Origin of the sequence: Shewanella sp. Sh95 (assembly GCF_001308045.1) — a bacterium.
Lineage (GTDB): Bacteria > Pseudomonadota > Gammaproteobacteria > Enterobacterales > Shewanellaceae > Shewanella > Shewanella xiamenensis.
Genome location: NZ_LGYY01000025.1, coordinates 20,432 through 41,608, shown reverse-complemented (window position 1 = coordinate 41,608; position 21,177 = coordinate 20,432). Strand labels below are relative to the sequence as shown.

Below are 21,177 nucleotides of genomic sequence, written 5' to 3'. Positions count from 1 at the left end.
TTGGAGGTACTCAGGCGGCCTGATTATCAAATCACGGAGAAAGAATTGCTGGCGGCCTGGGTATTATTCGCCAATCAGTTGCTCAAATATGGCTATGCTATGGCTGATTTATGAGGGGATCCTTCAGGGCATTGGGTCGTTTTATCATCTCAAAATGAAAAAGCGATAAGCCCTATGGGTTTATCGCTTTTTATTGTCTTGCTTTGACCGCAGTGACGCTAATCCGGCAATGGATTATTTAACGATTTCCATCTCAGCTAAGAGATTGTCGGCACCATCCAAATATTTCATTACCCACAACATATAACGGCTATCGACATGAATAGAGCGGTTAATTTCATTATCAAATGCCCAACCACCGATAATGCTTTCATATACACCATCGAACAGCAGACCCACTAATTCGGCACGGCCGTTTAAGGTAGGTGAACCTGAGTTACCACCGGTGGTATCTAAGGTCGACAGGAAGTTTACAGGCACAGAATCGATGGATTTCATATAGAAATCACCGTATTGCTTCTGTTTAATAAGCTCTAACTGCTTTTTCGGTGCATCGAATGGATCAATTCCCGTGTCCTTTTGCACTATGCCTTCAAGACGAGTGAATGGCACAGCCACTAAACCATCTTTTGGCGAATAACCTTTCACATGGCCAACCGTAACACGCAGGCTAGAGTTCGCATCGGCGTAAACGGGCTTACCCTGCTCAAGGTTATAGGCAATAATGGCATCCATATATTGCGGACGCACTTTCATCAGCTCGCCATCTAATTCTTTTTCTTTCTTCTCTTCGCTCATATTGGTGTCATACATGGCCACCGCAAATTGAATAAAAGGATCCTTAGAGGCTTTAAAGTCGTCGACGGATTTTTCCATCCAAGCTAAACGCACATCTTTATTACCGAGTTCGGTTTTGGCGTACATTTTATCTAAGGTTTTAGCAAGCTTAGCTTCGTTAACCTTGTTATCGATACCAAAGGCTTTATCCATCGCAGGTAAACGCTGCGCTTCAGGTAACGCGGCATAACGCTTTAGCATATCTAAGAGTACGGCCTTATCGACACTCGCGGCATAACGACGATCAATACGTTCCATGCTTGCCTTAAAGCGAGTCATATCACGGTCTTGGAAGCCTGGTTCACGCTGCATATCAGGCAGTTGCTTTTCATGGGCTAAACGGTACAGATTCGTCGCCGTTGGTAACATAGTGGTGCTACTGATGTAGCTTAAAATCATATCCCGTTCTTGGTGCGCTTTGCTCTTAGCAATCAAGGCATCTAATTCGGCTAAGGTTTTACCGTATTTAGCCTCACGGCTGCTGTCTTTAGCGATCCACTCAGCCAGTTTAGCTTCAAGGGCTTTACGGTCGGCCAACATAGTCGATTTGCCGTAGAACTCGATCATCGAAGTGAAGTTTTTAGCATAGTTTGCTAAGCCCGCGATTTGGCTCTCATACTTAATCCGCTCGTCACTGCCCTCTGGCGCAGTTGCTTTAATGATTTCAATAAAGCGCTCACGCAGCATTTTGCCTTCGGGATAAGCCCACTCAAACTCATTTTGAACTTCAGTCGCGGTGCGATAACGATTTGTGCGGCCGGGGTAACCCGCTACCATCACAAAGTCACCTTCACTCACGCCTTTGGCTGATACTTTTAAGAAACTCTTTGGCTCATAAGGCACGTTGTCAGCGCTAAATTCTGCAGGTTTACCATTTTTAGACACATAGGCGCGGTAGAAAGAATAGTCGCCCGTATGACGTGGCCACATCCAGTTATCGATATCGCCACCGTATTTACCAACGCTGCCCGCAGGATTGTAGACTAAACGCACGTCGCGGATTTCTAGCTGTTTAACCAGATAGTATTCCAAGCCACCGTGGAAGCTATACACCTGGCAACGATAGCCTTCGTCTTTTTCACACTCGGCAACGAGGGCTTTCTCTTGGTTTTCAATCCCTTGATAAAACTCACGGCCCGTTTTGTTTTCTAGCCCAGCTTTAACGCGTTCAGTAACATTGGTGACATCTTCAGTCACATATACCCGAGAGCCTGGGGCTGCGGGTAATTCATCGGCAAAGGTTTTAGCTAAAAAACCGTCCTGAAGGAGATTTTTCTCAGGAGTGGAATTGTATTGAATCGAACCATAGGCACAGTGATGGTTAGTCACCACTAAGCCTTTGGGTGATACAAAAGATGCCGTACAGCCACCAAGGCTTATCACGGCATTCATCGGGAATTCGGTAAGTTTAGAGATTGATTTAGCATCAATTTCTAAGCCTTTCGCTTTGAGTTCATCGGCCATTGCGGGCAATTGATGGGGCTGCCACATACCTTCGTCAGCATGGGAAGCAAAACTCGCCGCCACAGCAACTGAGAGTAACCATTTTTTCATTGTCTTAAGTCCGTTTTGATAAAGAAAGCCGTGCGCTTGCGAGGCTATTTCTACGTATGATGTGAATCACTTACCCGACAGCCAGAAAGTAAAAAGTCAGGCACAGAGCCTGACTTTAGCATATCGTACGCACTTTATAACAGACTCAGAAAAATTCGCTTACAAAGCAAATACATTAACTAAGCACTACAAGTTTAAATGTGCTCAATTGCCGCAGTTTAAAGTGCGACAAATAGCTGAGCACCAATAATGATGGCTCCCAACAGACCTGCAAGTCCAAGGGTAAATGTTCCGCCTGACACTTGGTATCCTTGGGGCACGGCTTGACGTTGACGTAGCGCCATCACAATCGGCAGAAAAATAATCATCACCACCAGCGGCACCGCAGCAAAGCCTAATACGGCAACAAAGCCTTCGGGCACATAGAGCGCGCATAACAATGGCGGCACAAAGGTTAATAACCAGGTTTGCGTCCGCCCCAAAAAGGTCTTATTAGCGCGGGTGAGTTCTGCCACAAAATCATACAAACTTAAGGTCACCCCGAGGAAAGAGGTAATTAAAGCTAAATCCGCGAATAGCGAAATACATTTACTGATCCAAGGCGTATGGGCAATCTCTTGTAACGCACTGATAAGCGCTGGCAAAGAACCATTAAAGCCACTGATTTCATTGCCCCCCACAGTGCCTAAGGTCACTAACAACCAAAAGATATAACAGGCAAGCGGAATCGTTGAACCTATTAACAATACCTTACGCAGCGAGGCGGCATCACCATCTAAATAACGCACTAAGGTTGCAATACACACGTGAAAACCAAAGGAGGTAAATACCACAGGGATCGCCGCCATCCAACTGCTGGTCAAGGATTGCGTCATCGCATTGGTTGCCATACTGGAAATACTGACTTCAGGTAATAAAAACAGCACGACAACAATCAGCAATAAAATCATCAATGAGAACAAAAAGCGCGACACTTTATCGACCCAAGCCACGCCTAATGCCGCAAACCCGCCCAGTACTAAGGTGAATAACACCACCGCAAGTTGGTTATCTAACACGATATCAAACATATTTTGCGCTTTGAGCACTAATAGCGATGAGCCTCCTGTTAGATACGCCGCCGTTAAGGCAAAGAGTAAGCTAAGGAACGATGCGCCTTGCACCATTTGGCCTTTCTTACCGAGTAATTTGCCAGTAATCGCATGGACATTATCGCCCACACCAGAACGAAGGTTAATCTCAAGCATTAACAATGAGGTATAGGCTGACAGCCCCCAAATAACCACCATCAATAAAATAGCGGGGATCATACCTAACGCAGCCGTGGCTAAGGGTAAGGCTAACATTCCCGCGCCAATGGCGGTTCCCGCGACGATGGCTATCGAGCCTAACATTTTTGAATTCACACAATTATCCTGTTCAAGTATTAATTATTTTTTTAAGGTTTTTGAGTAGATTTGAAGGATAAAGCCTTGCGCACTCTGTGATTAAGCCAACAGCAATCTCAAACGAAAAGCGTCACTAAACTTAAAGCATCCAATCCGATCTCGATAGAGCAGATCAATTGGCCCCAATAGCTTTTGAATATTTCAACCCAGTAGCCATTGAGGCTAACTAAATCGTTTGCAGAAAAGTGACATTAATTTCAACCGTGATTGCCTTAGCAAAACAGCGACAACGCGCGTAATAGAAGATAGCTAGGGACATTAACAGAGCCAATCCCAGTGGGCAAGCCAGTTGTGAACAAAGATAGAAGGTGCGCCTAATGGTAACAACTCAATAGCGCAGTGATAAACGAAAACATACAAACCAACAAAATCGCTACCTTTGTGAAAATACGCCAAATGCGCGATTAAAATCATCGTAAGGTTAATTTGGCCTTTGCAACATCACAAACGCGCTGATAATGGACTTAAACACCCTCCATATGCTTAAGTCCATTCCGTTGAATTTAACAATCACTCAAAATGTTAAATTACAGCTCAGTCCAAGCCATGGTCCAAGAGCTACCTACGCCAGGTTCAAAACCCGTTGCAGTTGGTGACCATTGCACACAATAGCCACTGTAGGGCCAAGGTTTACATTGATAGACTTTACCAGTTTTAGGTTGTAGCACTTTAGTGCCCGCTGCATAGCTTTTTATTCCCTCAGGGAAGACAAAGTCAGCATCCGGTGCAGTGGCTTGATCTTTTAGGAAAAGATCAAAGTTTTGCTGGATAACTTCACCTTGTTTAGGCTCGGCTTTCACTTGTAAATGATAATGTCCTGCCTTAGGGGCAACGACATCCAACACAAAACTCGCGCTGGTATTGTTTACCGCCTGCGTCACATAACCTGCTGCGGTGCCATCGTGGCTAAATAAATAGGCCGAAACCTGCATATCCGCATTGGTACTCACATCAAAGCTGACCTGCGCCGCACCATCAACAATGGTGTAATCATCGGCCAAGGAGGTGACATTAAGCTGATTTCCCGGTGCTGGCGCAATATCAAAGCTCACTTCCACTCGCTCTAAGCCCGACTTAGGCGCGGCAAAAATCTCATTTTTGCCATACACAGGTGAAATCACACCAGCCGCATTCTTCTGCCCAGCTTTAAGTTGTGGCTGCTGAGCATTAATCGCGCTAGCTAAAAGGAATGGCCAATTTTGCTTAGCACCTTGGGTGGCATCGGCAATGGTAATTTGGGTTTGCTTAGCGCTTTGTTCACCATTAGCATCAAACACCCGCGTCATTACCTTATCACCCGCTTTAAGATCGAGTGACGGATTAATATCACCAATATCGGTCCACTCGCCCGGCACCACAGCGCCTGAGCTCAAGTTTACATCGATGGCATTGTAGAAGCTGTTGGTGGTGTCACCCACTTCCCACACGGCCAAGATAACGTGATAACCCGTTCTATCTTCAGGCACATAACAATTATGAGTCACTAGCTTTGGCGGTTGCACCATGCCACCGTCGATCACACAGAAGGGGGCTAAGTCAAAGCTTGCGCGGCTCAGAGCTTGATTTTGATCCCAGCCTTGACGAGTTAAATAGTAACGCCAATTGCGGGTAACGTGGTTAGCAGTAAACTGCCAAGAAAAGTCATTCCAACCCGCTTTGATATCGCGCTTAGACCAACGACTTGGGCTCTGTTCATCCAAAGGAGAAAATGCCCCATTTGCCGCACTAGCAATTTTACCGTCAGCAGGGCCAGACTCAGGGAATCCAGAAGGACCTTCAACACTTTGCGGCTCCCACTGAATGGCGCCACAGTTGACGTTGCTGCCCGTTTTACAGGCGTAGGAGCGAGACTCTGGTGATATAACATAACCATGAGCCGATGCCGTTTGGCTCAGCAACGAACTTCCGGCAGTCAAGGCTAATGCTACTAGGCTTAACTGAGTAAGCTTAGGAATTGCAAATTTAGGGACAGTTGATTGAGAAAAAGCAGTCAGATGTTCCACTTTAATGTACTCCGTAGGGGCCATTCAATAAAAGATTGGCATTGGTATAAAAGTGGTATTTAGGCAAAACAGCATTAAGCAAAGCCGTTTATTTTTTAAAGAATTCAATATATTCGCTGAATTCTACAGCAACCCCGCTATCTTAGTTAACATCCTTTTACAACCTTAGACCGGAGGCTTTGCGTCCTAATTTTTCAATTAGTTTGCCCAATACGGTGGATCTCAATTGATTAAGTTAACAGGATGTAACTCAAAGACTGAGATGCGGCTAAACTAACAACAAAAGACAACGCTGTCAAAAATTAAATTATTACAATTCAATGAATTACAGAATGTGAATCGGTATTTTTTTGGCACCTGCCAGATTTTATGCTTTTAATCTTGATAAGTTTAACCTTGAAACGGATCGCGACTTGGGTATAATGCCCACCTCGCTTCGGGGGAGTAGCTAACTGGATTTTGAGTCATCAATATCTAGGGTGAACGTCAACATACTTGGCCGCATGCCATGGTGTTCACAGCAAATCATCGATTTGTCTTGCAAGACCTGAGCACAATAACCGCACCTAGGGGTGGACGGTCTATTGTGCTTATGTCAAAAACCACCCCTAAAAGGATCACACTTGGAAGCGTTACTCGCCTCAACCTTTACGGTTGCTATCGCCGAGATTGGCGATAAAACTCAACTGCTTGCTCTCTTACTCGCTGCAAGATTTAAAAATAAAACCGCGATCATTATGGGGATTTTGCTCTCAACCCTGTTTAACCATTTTGCCGCCGCATGGCTTGGACAATGGGCCATTAACTGGGTGAGTCCTGATGTAGCGCGTTACTTGGTTGCCGCCTCCTTCTTCGCGATTGCCCTTTGGGTGTTAATCCCCGACAAAGTGGATGCTGAAGAAAGCCGTTTCTATAAAATGGGCCCCTTTGTCGCGACCTTTATTCTGTTCTTTATTGCCGAAATGGGCGATAAAACCCAGATCGCGACTGTCGTGTTAGCCGCAAAATACGATGCCTTAGCCATGGTGGTTGCAGGTACCACTTTGGGTATGTTGCTGGCGAACGTGCCAGTGGTGATTGCGGGCCATTTTAGTGCCGAAAAATTACCGATGAAGTGGATCCACAGGGGCTGCGCGATTTTGTTTGCCCTACTTGGGGTCGCAACCTTAATCTATTAATTCAACTAATCAATTGAATTTTAAATAATTAAAAGGCCTGTGATATCACAGGCCTTTGCTATGGGTTAGTAGATTAACTTATAGCCCTAATGCGGTTTGGATCCGTTGACCGTAATCAGCATCAGCTTTTTGGAAATGTGCCAGCATACGTTGCTGTACATCTAAACTCGCTTGACGCAGTGAGCCTGAAATGGTTTCCACTAAGCGGGCTTTTTCATCTTCGCTGAAGATGCGGTACAAATTACCGGCTTGGGTGTAATCATCCTGATTGTATCGGCTGTAACGCGCCGCTTCGCCATCTAAACGCAGTGGTGGCTCAGCAAAGTTTGCCGGTTCTACCAAGGCGCCCGCAGTGCTATTAGGGCCATAGTTTGCTGAAGCATCGCCACCTGTTTGACTGCCATGGTAAGGACATTGAGTTCCCGCCATTGCGCCTGCACGTTGATGATGATTGGCTTTAGCCGCATGTGGACAGTTTACTGGCAATTGGTTGTAATTCGCGCCAATACGATAACGCTGGGCATCGGCATAGGCGAACAAACGTGCCTGTAACATTTTATCTGGTGATGCGCCTACACCAGGCACTAAGTTACTCGGTGCTAAGGCCACTTGCTCGACTTCCGCAAAGTAGTTTTGCGGTAAACGGTTTAGCTCTAACACACCGATTTCAATTAATGGGTAATCACCATGTGGCCAAACCTTAGTTAAATCAAATGGGTTGATATGGTAAGTGTTGGCATCAGCTTCAGGCATAATCTGCACATTCACTGTCCAACGCGGGAAATTGCCATCGGTGATCGCCACCACCATATCGCGTTGCGATGAATCAGGGTCAATCCCTTTTAACTTATCAGCCTGTTCGTTGGTTAAGTTCACTACGCCTTGCTGCGATTTAAAGTGAAACTTCACCCAGAAACGCTCGCCTTTAGTATTCCAGAACGAGAAAGTATGCGAACCATAGCCGTGCATTTGGCGGTAGTTTGCCGGAATACCACGGTCTGACATCAAAATCGTCACCTGATGCATAGCTTCAGGGTTTAATGACCAGAAGTCCCACATCGCTTGTGGATCTTTAAGGTTGGTCAATGGGTTGCGCTTTTGAGTATGGATAAAATCCGGGAACTTAATGCCATCACGCAGAAAGAAAGTCGGCGTATTGTTACCCACTATGTCGTGATTACCACGAGCAGTATAGAAGCGCAGACCAAAACCACGGGGGTCACGCTCGGCATCGGCAGAGCCCATTTCACCGCCAACGGTTGAGAAACGCACGAAGGTTTCAGTTTGCTTACCCACACCATTGAAATGGTCAGCAATAGTGTAATCACTTAAGTCTTTTGTGAGGGTAAAAGTCCCGTATACACCAGTCCCTTTAGCATGTACTACACGCTCAGGAATACGCTCACGGTTAAAATGAGCAAGCTTTTCAATTAAATGCCAATCTTGTAGGAGTAAAGGACCACGTTCACCCGCTGACAACGAGTTTTGATCGTCTGCAATAGGGGAACCGCTCTGGCTGGTTAAATACTGTTGACTCATATCTTGCTCCTTAGTCTTTTTTAGTGTGAATCCAAGATTCAATTAAATCGAAAATAGTAGCCATGGCTTATCTCCTTGGCAGGCGACGTGTTGTCGATGGAGCTAGAATAGAGAAAAGATGACATCTAATAAAACGATTAATACAGATTTAAACAATCTACTTTAAAGATTAAGACTAAGAAATACTCACTGTCATCACTTAAGTGCAGACAGTATTATTGTTTAATATCTGGAGAGTAAAACCCATTAAAGGGTATCCCCGACTGATGGAAGATATGAGTTTTACACTGAGGACTAAAATTAAAGGTATGAAAAATAAGCAGATTGGTTAGGACTTGCATCGAAACCAACCTCCAAACTTACTTTTGGCTTAGCTGCTCACGGTAGATAACAACAAGATAATAAGCATCGATGAGTACAATAAAAAAGTTAACCGCTGCAACAGGATAAGCCTGTATCGCCATCCCATAAGCAACAAACAGTGCCGCCCCAAGCAAATTCAACCAACGTAACTTCTTGATGTTTGACATCATCAAAGAGATAGCTACTACCACAGACGCCAAATAACCAACCCATTCCCAAATCATTGCACTATCCATATTAAAACCTTATTTATCGATTTATACATTGAAACAGGTTGGTTAATCTGCATTAGCGTTTAACTACCGCTGCTGTCATCCGTGAGATACAGGTCAACTCCCCTGCACTATTATGGATTAAGATTTCCCATACCGAGCTGCGTTTCCCCAGATGAATGGGTTTTGCCGTTGCGGTTAGCACGCCATTACGTGAAGCACGTAAATGGTTGGCGTTAATCTCTTGTCCGACACAATAATATTGCTCGAAATCCACCGCAAAGTTTGCCGCATAACTGGCAACCGTTTCGGCTAAGGCAACGTTCGCGCCCCCATGGACAATGCCTAAGGGATTATGTACGGCGGGCGTGGCAGGCATAGTCGCCTTCATAAAGTCATCGCCAATCTCGCTGATCTCAATCCCTAGGGTCTGCATCAAGGTGCCTTTGCCCCCCATACCAGCATCTAAACGGGCACAATCCTCTAAGCTTACCGGTCTAAACCAAATACTCATTTCAACATCCTAGTAAAGAAAACCAGCTAGCAGTTTACTAAGAAGTGACTGAAGTTCAACACATAAGCCATCGCTTAACCTGTTCTGTACGGCAAGGAAACGCTACGACTAACTTAACCAATGTTTTGTGACAGCCAAACGACTAAACCAAACTAAGAAAATCCCCCAAAGGATCACTACACTTGGCATCACAAGAGCATCAGAGCCTAATACCGCTGCCGCCTGCTGAATCCCAAATACATAACCCATCTGCACCAATACCGCCACCAGTGACGCGAGCAACACTTTATAAGAGAAGGCTTTTTTAATCAGTAGAAACAGGCAACCGATAACGCCAGAAACCACTGCAAAACCAAACACAAAGTTGAGCCAAGCGGGTGTCGATTCATAGAGCTTAATCTGATCAGGACTCATCTGCGCCATGGCGTCTGGCGTCATAGTCATTTGAATAACAAAGGCCAATAATCCCATGATATTCCAAAGCAAACTAACGACTGCGATAACGTAAAACCACAATGGCGCCTTGGTAACACCAATGGAATGCTTGGGTGTACTCACAACCATCTTTTTCTCCGTTGGGCTCAAGACTCATTCCCATGAAATACGATGAAAACACGATAAAACCAGCTCAATAAAAAGGGATGGTAAAACCATCCCTTAGCTCTGAGTTTAGCTCACAAAATAAGTTGTGAGCGTATTAACACGTATTTAACGGCGACGGCGCTGTAATCCAAATAGTGATAACAAGGCTAAGCCTAAGTAACCTAGTGCTCCACCATCATCCTTAGGCTTTGGCTCAGGTTTTGGTGGCTCAACAGGTGCTGGATAGCTTAATGCAACTATCACAGGGTCATGGTCTGAAGCAGAAAACGCATTTTCAGATTTTACGAGATTACCTGAGAATTTTTTGCCGTATTCGAACAGGGTAGACTCCACAGAGTTGATATGCCAATCTTCAATATCCACTAAACGCTTGGCGAGACTAGTGTTTGCCAAGGCATGGTCAAGGTTGCCTAACTCACCATTGTAGCTGTATGAGTAAGTGCCAGTACCGTGAGCTTTAGTATTGAGATTGATAAGACCATAACCTTTCTCAATCTTGCTGCCTTGGCGTTCAAACACTTTGCCATTTAAGGTTGTCCAAGAGGCGGTCATGATTGCACGATCAGACTTGCTCGCATCGTAGTCGGTCAATACACGGATAGGATCTTCCATACCGTAGGCATTCATATCACCGATAACCAGTAAATCGCCTTTTACGTCTTTCAACGCTTCACCGATCACTTTAGCTGCTGACACGCGGAAAGCATTACACTTACCCTGTTGATCCGCAGGATCAACAGACTCTTCGAAGTTAACCCAATCCTCCAAACAGCCTGAGCCTTTTGATTTCAGATGGTTAACAACAACGGTTAGATTTTCATTATGGATCTTAAAGGTTTGCGCTAAGCTGTGGCGTTGGTAAGCATCGTTACCTGGGTTAGTCTCAGTCTTACCCTCTTTAATGCGAGTCACACTGCCTGCACTCGCATGTTGCTCTGGGGTATCAATAGTGCGAGCAGCACCTGCAAGGCTTACTTTACCCGCACGGTACAGCATACCAACGGTAATCGCATCGCTACCGAAGTACTTACCGTCGTATTTATCTTCATCGACGATTTCAATATAGCTGTAAGCATTTTCAGCAGTTTGCTTCTCGTTTAAGGCATCGACTAAGTTCTTAATCGCGCTCTTTTCGCCAAAACCGTTGTTAGCAATTTCCATCAAGCCAACGATATCGGCATTCATGGCAGTAATGGCACTAACGATTTTCGCACGTTGTAACAGCATTTCTTCTTCGGTCAATGCGCCGCGGTTGCCACCCGATGGGTTAGTATCACCACCCACAACATCATTGAAGAAGTTCAGTACGTTAAAGCTGGCCACACGGATATCACCTTTAGTCGCCACACTTGGTGCATCTGTTCTATCATCGCCGCGGATAAAATCGCCAGCAGTAATAGTGTTCGTAGCCACTAAACGGTAAGCCCCGTAGCTATAACCAATCACCCCTTGCAGATTGGTCAATTGATCACCGACGCGGATATAACCTGTTTCAGCATTAAAGTCAGGGAAGTAAGGAATTACACCGTCAGCAGGTTTGTAATCGGATTCGATAAACAGCTGATTTTCTAGGTTAGATTTAACTAATGCCGTTGCCTCTGGAGAAAGCGCTGGGTATAACTGGGTTGGCTTCATCAAGGGTTCTTTGTAAGACACCAACATGTTATTACGCTTGCCCGCATAGTCGAAGCTAAAGGTGCGGCTGATCTTCAGATCACTGCCCGCATCTAATAGCACGTTCATGCCTTCATAACGCTCTAAAGCCTGCGCTAATGTTTCTCCCTCGGCAACATAGAAAGGCGCTGCGACAGGAACTTCCCCCTTCGCGCCCACTTCAAATTTTTTATCGGTTTTAATATCAATTTGGGTTAGACCGAAGTATTCCTTGACCTTACCCTGAACACAGATTTCAACCCCAGGTTGTATCGCTGCTGGCGGTGTTTCACCTAAAAAGACAAATACACCATCGGAAGTATATGGCGAGTTATCACCCTTCACTTCTTGCAAATAAAAACCTTTGAACAAACTCTCGCCACGGGCAGTCACCACCCCGCGAACCGTCACTTCACTTTCAGACTCAAATGCACCTTGAGGAACATAAGGGCTAGATTCTCCAGCACCTTGTACTTGATAAATAGGAACAATTTTCGCGCCACTGCAACTAAATACAGGTGTTTCTGGTGCGGTTGGCGTATTCAGAGAACCAAGACCAGTGAAAGTATCTTTAGGTAATTGTTCCCACTGGGCAGCATTAAAGACGGTATTTGCGACTAATGAGTCTAGTTTACGCTTAAGGGTAACATCAAGTCCCCAACCGACTGGCGTTGGCACATCACCAATAATATCAACCACGGCGCCATCTTTAACCAAAGCGACAGCATCACCGCCGTTAAAGCTTAAGCTACCAGAAAAACTATCGACGCCTTGTGGCAGGGTAATAACACCGCTTGAATTGAGAATCACTTTAGTGGCTTTAGGCGCAATGCTCTGGCCATCTAATACTTGCATATCTGACGCATCTGTTGCGCCATCTTTATAACGAACGAGCTTATAACCTGTGAGATCAATTGCCGCATCACCGCTGTTATACAATTCGATAGCTTTGTTATTAGAGCTACCTTCAACATACTCAGTGATTATGACATCAGCACTTGCCATCATAGGCAACGCCGCGGCTACAGCTAAAGAAATAGCCGTCAACTTATTAACATTTTCCATATCAACAACCCCATTATTATAATATTGCCGCTAATTTTTATTAACGTGCGGGCGGATTATTCCAGACTTGTAGGGCTAAAAAAAGGGGGCAAGATCTCACTATGCATGCATAACATATTGATGGAAATGTAATTTTACAGAGTAAATTGTCTTACATTCAGAACAGTGCCATAACACAAAATTATTAAACAGCGATAAAACAATAAGTAAGAAAAAGACATCCAGTCCCCCTAGTTAACCTAGGTGAACAAATAATAATCGCAAAAAAATATGATATTTTTATGATATTTTTAAACATGCCATTCTGAATAAGCGTATTAAATTTGTTGCTTTAAATATGCGTTATTCATTTAAAACTTAATCAGTATTCCATCGTTCTAAAATAATGGCTTATTGATACAGCAATATCTTGTTATTCAAATAGCAAAATAAAACACTAACAAAGCTAAATAGCCTGTTATAACTCGGTTTGCTAATGAATTAAAACAAAAGTAGGATTTAACAGCATAAAAAAATACCGCCCAAAGGCGGTATTTTTATAAAAGCATACTGTAACTAAAAATTACTTCTTAGCGGGTTCAGCAGCAGGTGCAGCTTGTGCTTTCTCAATTGATTTCAACTCAACTTCAAAAATCAGCGTTGAGTTTGGTGGAATCGTTCCAGTATCACGTTCACCGTAAGCTAAGTTTGCAGGGATAACAAACTTGTACTTAGCACCAACAGGCATTAACTGTACGCCTTCGGTCCAACCAGGAATAACACGATTCAATGGAAATTTAGCCGTTTCACCACGTTTGTAAGAGCTATCAAACTCTTTGCCATCAATCAGAGTACCTACGTAATCTACTTCAACCGTGTCTTCAGCCGCTGGCTTTTCACCTGAACCAGGAGTGAGTACTTCGTATTGCAAGCCCGATTCAGTGGTGACTACGCCTGGCTTAGCTTTGTTTTCTTCAAGGAACTTTTTGCTATCCTCGAGATTTTTCGCCGCAATGGCTTTAGCTTGTTCTGTACGTTTGTCGTTTAATTTTTTGTCTAAACTTTGAAGAATGGTTTGCATTTCTTCTTCAGTTAACTTCAGCTGATCATTCAAACCATTAGTAAAACCTGTCACGATCAGCGTGCGGTCAACTGGTAGGCCTAATTCTTCTTGCTCTTTAATATGACCAGACATATAACGACCGATTGAAGCACCCACACTATAGGCTTCTTTTTGTGCTTCTGTCGTTAATTCAACATTTGTGCTTGCATTTGTTGCTTTTTCTTCTTGATTACAAGCAGATAGGCCAATAACAGCCAATGCAACTAACGATAATTTATAAATCGATTTCATTAAAGCTTCCTCAGCATCCTCAAGCGGTTACAATAACCTAAGCGCGACAACTTTATACTAGTTATCTGGGTTATACCAACTAGATTCTTTATGGGTTAACTGTGATTAATTTCACTCTACCGAGTTAGAGACACCAACTTTAGGAGCAAGTTCATGAAGAAAACCCTACTGCTGGTAATTTGCACGATTTTTTTGACGGCTTGCTATCCTAAAGCCGAAGATATTCGCGTGCTCTCAAAAGACCCTTCTTACAGTGCAAGTCTCTCGAGTGATGGCACTCTCGCAATTGTCGCAACTCAGAATCAAGGAGTCCAATGTTGGGATTTAACCCAGCACAGCCTTAAATACCAATGGGTGCATGGCGACCTTAATACAGGCGTAGCCAGCACAGCCATTTCACCTAATGGAGAGTTCGCTGCATCGTTAAGCCGCGATTCAGTAGCACTATGGACAATAGCCGACGGAAAATCCGTAGGTTGGTGGTCACTGCCCGCATCGGGAGAAAGTGTTGCGGTAGCCAACAATGGGGTTTTGCTTATTGGTTTAAACGATGGCAGCGTAATGTCTCTGAATGCGGCCAAAACGGCACTGATTAAATTCTTAGGCCATAAAGAACGCGTCAATACGGTTGCACTGTCGGCGGATGGTCGCATCGCACTCACAGGGTCAAATGATATGCAGGCCATTTTATGGCAGGCACAAACCGGACAACCAATCCACACTTGGGATCTTGGTAGCCGGGTGACTAAGGTGGCACTGAACGACAGTGGTAGTTTAAGCTTTACCAATGGCAGTACGAATGAAGCAAAAATTTGGGACAACTCAACCGGTAAACTTTTAAATCAATTAGCAATTAATCGTCGCCAAATGACCTTTTCAGCAGTACGTTTTACTGAGCAAGACAAGCAGTTATTAACGGGAACTCCCGCCCGCGAAGTCATACTCTGGCAACGCAGTTCGGGTAAACCTATTGCACAATGGCAAATTGCGTTGACGAAAAACAGCCAAAACCGAGGAGCCGTTGTATACTCTGTGGCAATTCGAGATACCAATAAAGTCGTTAGTATCAGTAGCCAAGGCTTAGTTGAGACTTGGCAACAATAGAGGTTAGCCATGCAAGGTGTACAACAACAAATTGAAGAGCTGCAAACTAAATTAGCTTTTCAAGAACTCACTGTCGAAGAATTAAACCAAGAGGTGATTAAGCTGAATCGACTTGTGGCTCATCAACAGCACCAGATCCAGTTATTAGTTGGCAAGTTGCAGGCAATGGAGCCCAGCAATATTGCCACCCAAGCTGAAGAAACGCCGCCACCCCATTATTAATAACGAACTAAAATCGTCAGCCAAACGATGAAGACTAAATATCCAGGGAATGCGATGTTTAAAAATGAGATACAACACTCCTGTCAGCCGCTACCGATTGCCCAGGTAGGGGAAGCCATTTTAAAACAACAGGCAATTGAAGTACGCGACTTTGATGAAACGCTCAGTCAGTTAGCATCGCAAATGGTAGCAAGCATGGTAGAGGCAAAAGGCGTCGGTATCGCTGCCCCACAAGTGCACAGCCCGCTAGCGCTATTTATCATGGCATCACGGCCAAACGAGCGTTACCCCGATGCACCGCTAATGGAGCCCGTTGTAGTGGTTAATCCACACATCGAGTTGGCATCTTTACAACTCGAAAAAGGTGAGGAAGGCTGTTTATCTGTCCCAGGACAACGGTTTACCATTTGGCGTCACCACAGTATAGTTGTGCGCTATCAAAACCTAGCGGGACAGTGGCAACACGCCGAATTAACGGGTTTTATTGCACGTATTTTCCAACATGAATTTGATCATCTTCAAGGGATCACTTTGCTTGAGCGTTCACAAATGCCACAGCAAACACTAATGGCACAAGAAGGTAACCCACAGGCATGAACACCACCTTCATTCACTCTTTTATCAGACCCACCATCAGCACATTGATGCTCGCCGCCATCTTCGGTTCGAGCGGCTGTGCCTATAACAGTATTTTTATCAATTATCCGGCACAAATCGCGCCAATCAAACAAGATCTCAATACCGCGACGCCCATGGCGGATATCGACAAATTAGCCAGTAATATCCAAGGCAATGACGGTTTGCTTTACGCTCAAGAAGCGGGGCGCATCGCTCAAGTTGCGGGGGATTTTGCCAGCAGTAAAAAATACTACGAGCAAGCGGTGGCGGCCTACACCGCCTTTGATGATAAAGCCAAGATTAGCGCCAGCGATATCGGCGCGACGGCGACAAGCTTAGTGTTAAATGACAATGCGATTCCCTACCGCGGCCCGGGCTTTGAGCGCATTATGCTGCACCAATATCAGGCGCTCAATTACCTATTCAGCGGCGACTATCAAGGCGCGCTAGTGGAAGTTCGTCGTAGTAACGAATTGCAAAGTTCAGAGCAAGAACGCTATCAAAAATCGCAAAAATCGGTACAAGCTATGGCTAATGGTACGGTCGATGCCGAAGTGAATAAACTTGGGCAAGCGGCAGGCACAGTCACCAGCTCCTTCCTAAATGCTTATAGCTATTACACGACGGGCGTACTACACGAAGTGCTTGGTGAACCAAACGATGCCTTTATCGATTACCGTAAAGCAGCACAAATCACTCCTGATAACACGTATCTGCAACAGGATTTGGTCCGCCTTGCCAAACAACTCGGCATGCCGCAATACGATGAGTTTAAAAAGCGCTGGGGCGATGCCAAACTGCCTAAAGCGGGTGAAGGCCAAGTAGTGTTGATGGTCGAAAAGGGCTTTGTCCCCGAAAAACAAGCGCTCACAGTGCCCTTCACTATCCATGGCAACTGGCAAACCGTGTCTCTAGCGACCTATGGGCCAAACAATAGCTATGTGCCAGAGACACAAGTACAGGGCTTAGGCACAGTGCTTAAAACTGAACCTATCGCCAATATTGATGCCTTAGCGATTACCGCCTTGAAAGAAGATTTACCCGGAACCTTAGTCCGCCAAGTTGCAAGGGTTTATGCCAAATCGGAAATGGCTTATCAAGTCGAAAAAAGTGGTAAACCCGGCAATAATGCCGCCGATATTGGCAGTATTGCTATGCAGATTTTTAACGTTGTTACCGAACAGGCGGATCGCCGTAGTTGGTTAACACTGCCGAAACAGGCACAAATTGGCAGGCGTTATCTCAATCCTGGCGAATACACACTGCAATTGGATAAAGCACCACCGGCCAAAATTGACGTTGCCGCAGGCAAGACCACCTTGGTCTGGGCAATTGATACTGGTAATTACACCCGAATTTATTCAATAATCATTTAACCGAGCGGTGAATGTTTGAATAAAACGAGTGTCATTAAGTTTTTACAATCACAAAATGGAACTGACTATGAAACAATTTAAACTGATTTTTGTGCTGGCTGCCGTGATGGGTCTGGCTGCATGTCAATCTAAAGTAGAGTATGGTGATGCCACAGAGGTTGAAACCGTTAACGAAAACTTTGGCTCAACGGATCTGCAAGCCATTGCCGCTAAAATGGTTGATAGCATGATGACTTTCCCACCGATTGTGGCCATGACAGCGAACAACCGCCCAATTTTGTTTGTCGATAGCATCAAAAACAAAACCTCTGAGCATATCGATACTGAGTCAGTAACCGACTCTATCAGCAACAAATTATTGCGCTCAGGCAAGTTCCGTTTTATCGACATGACAAAAGTCGATTCAGTTCGTAAGCAACTGGATTACCAAAACAATACCGGTATGGTTGACCCATCAACCGCCATTAAGTTTGGTCGTCAAATCGGTGCCCAGTACATGCTGTATGGCAACCTATCTAGCATCGTTAAGCAAGATGGCAGCACCAAAGACGTTTACTACAAGATGACTATGCGTCTAATGGACTTAGAAACAGGTCTTATCGAATGGTCTGACGAAAAAGAAATCCGTAAAACTAAATCTAAGTCTTTCTTGGGCATGTAATCCCGCTCAAAGTGATAGGCTAATGCCGAAACATCCAAAAAAAGCCAGCATTTTTGCTGGCTTTTTTTACATTTTTAACATTGGTTATCCATGCTAAATAAGGTAGTGTACTCGCCCAAAACACTAAGCAATGATGCCGCTTTTGTATGGAGAAGAGTTCGCGACACAATCAGGCCGACTCTTGACCCACGACGCTGCATCTACGCCACAAATAAAGTAAATCGTTGAAGGATTTAAGTAGTGAATTTGTTTAAAGCTAGCCTAGTCGCCCTCACCTGCTCTGCATTAATGTCGTGCGCCGTTAAAAGTCCTTTAAATACAGGGCCAAGGGACGCCAGTCCCTATATCAGCCAGTATCAGGCAAGCCTACGTTCACAGGTAATATCGGATGTGCATTATGAGTTGGATTTTCAACTGACGGGTGACACGCAATTCAGCGCAACAACTAAGATCCACTTCAATCTTAGCGAGGTTCCTAAGCAACTGAGCTTGGATCTAAGCAAAGCACAAATTAAGCGTTTTTTGATTAACGGAACCGCCATTTACCCCAATTACAATGGTGCCTATATCAGCTTAAACACCCGCTTACTGACCTCGGGTGATAACACAGTTGAAGTGCAATTTACCCGAGCGCACAGCACTAATGGCGAAGGCTTGCATCGCTTCCAAGATCCCGTCGATGGCAAGGTCTACCTCTACTCTCACTTTGAGCCTGCCGCTGCTCAACAGATGTTTGCAGTATTTGATCAACCCGATTTAAAAGCCAATTACAAAATCAGTGTGACCGCGCCGAAGGATTGGCAAGTGATCAGTACCATGCGCGAGTCCTCTGTCACACCTGCGGGGACCATTAATCGTTGGGAGTTTCCTGAAACGCCTAAATTAAGCCCTTACAATTTCTCTATGCATGCTGGCCCGTACCATATGTGGCAGGATAATTCCGGCCGTTATCCTATGCGATTATTTGCACGACAATCCGTTGCTCACCAAGTGACCCCACAGGACTGGTTTACCTATACAAAACAGGGGTTAACCTTCTTTGATGCCTATTTTGGTATTCCTTATCCCTTTAAAAAATACGACCAAATCCTAGTGCCAGACTTTCTCTATGGCGCAATGGAAAACGCAGCAGCAGTGACCTTTGCCGAAGATCATTTCCTCCACAAAGCAGAAATGACCGCCGAGCAAAAACAAAGCTTGGCGGGTGTTATTATGCACGAAATGGCCCACCAGTGGTTTGGCGATTTGGTCACGATGAAGTGGTGGAATGGCCTGTGGTTAAACGAAAGTTTTGCTTCTTTTATGGGTACACTCGCGACCCAAGAAGCCACAGAATTTACGAATGCTTGGCGCAGTTTTTATGCTCAAGGCAAACAGCGCGCCTATGAGCAAGACAGCTTAGTCACTACCCATCCGATTGAAGTGCCTGTAGCGACCACCCAAAATGCCTTCGACAATATCGATGCTATTACCTATCAAAAAGGCGCCTCGACGCTCAAGCAGCTACGCCATTTACTTGGTGATCTGGTGTTCCGCCGCGGCGTGAGCAACTACCTCAAACAATACAGCTACCAAAATGCCGAGCTTGATGACTTTATCAATAGCCTCGCTAAAGCTGCGGGCAGAGACTTAAGCGCATGGACACAGGAATGGCTATACAGCGCTGGGGTAAACACCATTAAAGCCGAATACCGCTGCGACGGTAACCGCATTAGCGAATTTAGCCTATTGCAATATCCCGCTAGCAGCGAACTACCGACACTGAGGGAGCAAAAAGTCCAAATTGCACTGTTTACTAAAGGACGTTTCGATTTAAGGCATGAGACCACAGTACCAGTAACCTACAAGGGCGAGCGTACCGAGGTGAAACAATTAGTCGGTGAGCGTTGTCCCGATCTGGTTTACCCCAACTATGATGATTGGGGCTTTGTGAAGGTGCAACTCGATGAAAAATCCTTCGATACCGCCAAGCAACAGTTAAGCCGAGTTACAGATCCGCTATTGCGCTCAATGTTATGGCAAAGCTTGTGGGACAGTGTACGTGAGGGCAACCTGAGTTTAGATCAATACCTCAGCACAGTATTCGTCAACGCCCCAGCGGAGAATGACTACACTGTAGTCGGCCAAATTATTTCTAGCTTGCTACGCAGTAAAGAATACCTCGCGCAGATCGCGCCTATTCAGCAAAACTATGCTGAAAATGCAGTCAAAGGCTTAGCGCAAATGAGCCTTCGTAAGGCCATGGAGAGTCGAGGGGATAATGACTTCCAGCGCCGCTGGTTCGATGCCTATATCCAATTAGCCAGCGATCGTGACAGTTTACGTCATTTAGCGCAATTGCTAGACGGCACCACTAAAATCAAAGGATTAACTTTAGATCAAGATCTGCGCTGGGCTATCATAATCCAGCTTAATCGCTACGACTTCCCGAATGCGCAGCAACGTATAACACGGGAAATAGCACGTGATAACTCAGATTCTGGGGAAAAAGCGGCATTAGCCGCTCAAGTGATCCGTCCTGAAGCTGCCGCAAAACGTCGCTGGTTGAGTAAAGTCCACGCCGATGTCCTACCGTTTGCCAAACAGCGCATCATCATGGAAAACCTCTATCCTGCGGAGCAAAAACTCTTAAGCGCAGCCACAGCTGAAGAGCGCCTCGCAAACTTAGCCGATATGGACAAAAAGGGCCCAGTGTTTATGCGTAGCTACAGCCGTAACTTGATCCCAACCGACTGTAATTACAATAGTATTACCGCCTTGGATAAAGTATTAGACAGCCAAACAGGCTTATCTAATCTTAGCCGTCGTACTTTATTAGAAACGCGTCAAGCAGAGCAGCGTTGCGTGCTAATCAAAAATAAAATGACCCACTGATAATGAGTTGAAAAAAGAAG

At 45.1% G+C, this 21,177-nt stretch carries 16 protein-coding genes and 1 riboswitch; of the genes, 7 read left to right on the top strand and 9 right to left on the bottom strand.

All coding sequences use genetic code 11. The annotated features are described in order from the left end of the window. Positions 1-234: 234 nt before the first annotated feature. The 3 genes from AEA42_RS02030 to gbpA form a co-directional block, all read right to left on the bottom strand. On the bottom strand, positions 235-2,391 hold the full coding sequence (locus AEA42_RS02030; RefSeq protein ID WP_055646811.1) for a S46 family peptidase: 2,157 nt from the start codon (positions 2,389-2,391) through the stop codon (positions 235-237). 218 nt (positions 2,392-2,609) lie between these two features. Continuing rightward, the gene (locus tag AEA42_RS02025; RefSeq protein WP_055646813.1) at positions 2,610-3,785 is read right to left on the bottom strand and encodes an aromatic amino acid transport family protein; all 1,176 of its coding nucleotides are present in this window, start codon (positions 3,783-3,785) and stop codon (positions 2,610-2,612) included. Positions 3,786-4,366: 581 nt separating this feature from the next. After that, a complete protein-coding gene (gbpA, locus tag AEA42_RS02020) occupies positions 4,367-5,842 on the bottom strand; it encodes an N-acetylglucosamine-binding protein GbpA (RefSeq protein WP_051714045.1) in 1,476 nt (491 codons plus the stop codon). 124 nt (positions 5,843-5,966) lie between these two features. Further along, positions 5,967-6,060: riboswitch (cyclic di-GMP riboswitch) on the bottom strand. A gap of 405 nt (positions 6,061-6,465) precedes the next feature. Between gbpA and AEA42_RS02015 the strand changes: the two genes are divergently transcribed. Then, positions 6,466-7,020: a TMEM165/GDT1 family protein gene (locus AEA42_RS02015; protein WP_037414866.1), complete on the top strand. Its 555-nt coding sequence runs from the start codon at positions 6,466-6,468 to the stop codon at positions 7,018-7,020. Positions 7,021-7,098: 78 nt separating this feature from the next. On the opposite strand, the gene katB is transcribed toward AEA42_RS02015, so the two are convergent. The 6 genes from katB to fkpA form a co-directional block, all read right to left on the bottom strand. Next, positions 7,099-8,559, bottom strand: coding sequence for a catalase KatB (gene katB, locus AEA42_RS02010; protein WP_037426167.1), 1,461 nt, complete (start codon positions 8,557-8,559; stop codon positions 7,099-7,101). A gap of 359 nt (positions 8,560-8,918) precedes the next feature. Then, positions 8,919-9,158 (bottom strand): YgjV family protein, encoded by a 240-nt coding sequence (locus tag AEA42_RS02005; protein ID WP_037414872.1) that lies wholly within the window; start codon positions 9,156-9,158, stop codon positions 8,919-8,921. 52 nt (positions 9,159-9,210) lie between these two features. After that, positions 9,211-9,648, bottom strand: coding sequence for a hotdog fold thioesterase (locus AEA42_RS02000; RefSeq protein ID WP_037426162.1), 438 nt, complete (start codon positions 9,646-9,648; stop codon positions 9,211-9,213). Positions 9,649-9,756: 108 nt separating this feature from the next. Then, positions 9,757-10,212 carry a hypothetical protein gene (locus AEA42_RS01995; RefSeq protein ID WP_055646810.1) on the bottom strand — a complete coding sequence of 152 codons (456 nt, stop codon included), beginning with the start codon at positions 10,210-10,212 and terminating at the stop codon, positions 9,757-9,759. Between the two features lie 144 nt (positions 10,213-10,356). Then, a complete protein-coding gene (gene exeM, locus AEA42_RS01990; protein WP_055646809.1) occupies positions 10,357-12,969 on the bottom strand; it encodes an extracellular exonuclease ExeM in 2,613 nt (870 codons plus the stop codon). Between the two features lie 562 nt (positions 12,970-13,531). Beyond that, positions 13,532-14,302: an FKBP-type peptidyl-prolyl cis-trans isomerase gene (fkpA, locus tag AEA42_RS01985; protein WP_037414884.1), complete on the bottom strand. Its 771-nt coding sequence runs from the start codon at positions 14,300-14,302 to the stop codon at positions 13,532-13,534. A gap of 153 nt (positions 14,303-14,455) precedes the next feature. On the opposite strand from fkpA, the gene AEA42_RS01980 reads away from it, so the two are divergent. The 6 genes from AEA42_RS01980 (at position 14,456) to pepN (ending at position 21,157) form a co-directional block, all read left to right on the top strand. Then, a complete protein-coding gene (locus tag AEA42_RS01980) occupies positions 14,456-15,406 on the top strand; it encodes a hypothetical protein (protein WP_055646808.1) in 951 nt (316 codons plus the stop codon). A 9-nt stretch (positions 15,407-15,415) separates the two neighbouring features. Further along, entirely contained in the window at positions 15,416-15,628 is a 213-nt protein-coding gene (locus tag AEA42_RS01975) for a SlyX family protein (protein WP_037414894.1), read from the top strand. A gap of 54 nt (positions 15,629-15,682) precedes the next feature. Next, positions 15,683-16,225, top strand: a complete 543-nt coding sequence (gene def / locus AEA42_RS01970) for a peptide deformylase (RefSeq protein ID WP_055646807.1) — start codon at positions 15,683-15,685, stop codon at positions 16,223-16,225. Continuing rightward, a complete protein-coding gene (locus tag AEA42_RS01965) occupies positions 16,222-17,622 on the top strand; it encodes a hypothetical protein (protein ID WP_055646806.1) in 1,401 nt (466 codons plus the stop codon). The genes def and AEA42_RS01965 overlap by 4 nt, the downstream gene beginning before the upstream one ends. A gap of 67 nt (positions 17,623-17,689) precedes the next feature. Further along, on the top strand, positions 17,690-18,283 hold the full coding sequence (gene lpoB / locus AEA42_RS01960) for a penicillin-binding protein activator LpoB (RefSeq protein WP_007645693.1): 594 nt from the start codon (positions 17,690-17,692) through the stop codon (positions 18,281-18,283). A gap of 240 nt (positions 18,284-18,523) precedes the next feature. Beyond that, positions 18,524-21,157 carry an aminopeptidase N gene (gene pepN / locus AEA42_RS01955; RefSeq protein ID WP_055646805.1) on the top strand — a complete coding sequence of 878 codons (2,634 nt, stop codon included), beginning with the start codon at positions 18,524-18,526 and terminating at the stop codon, positions 21,155-21,157. The last annotated feature ends 20 nt before the right edge of the window (positions 21,158-21,177 follow it).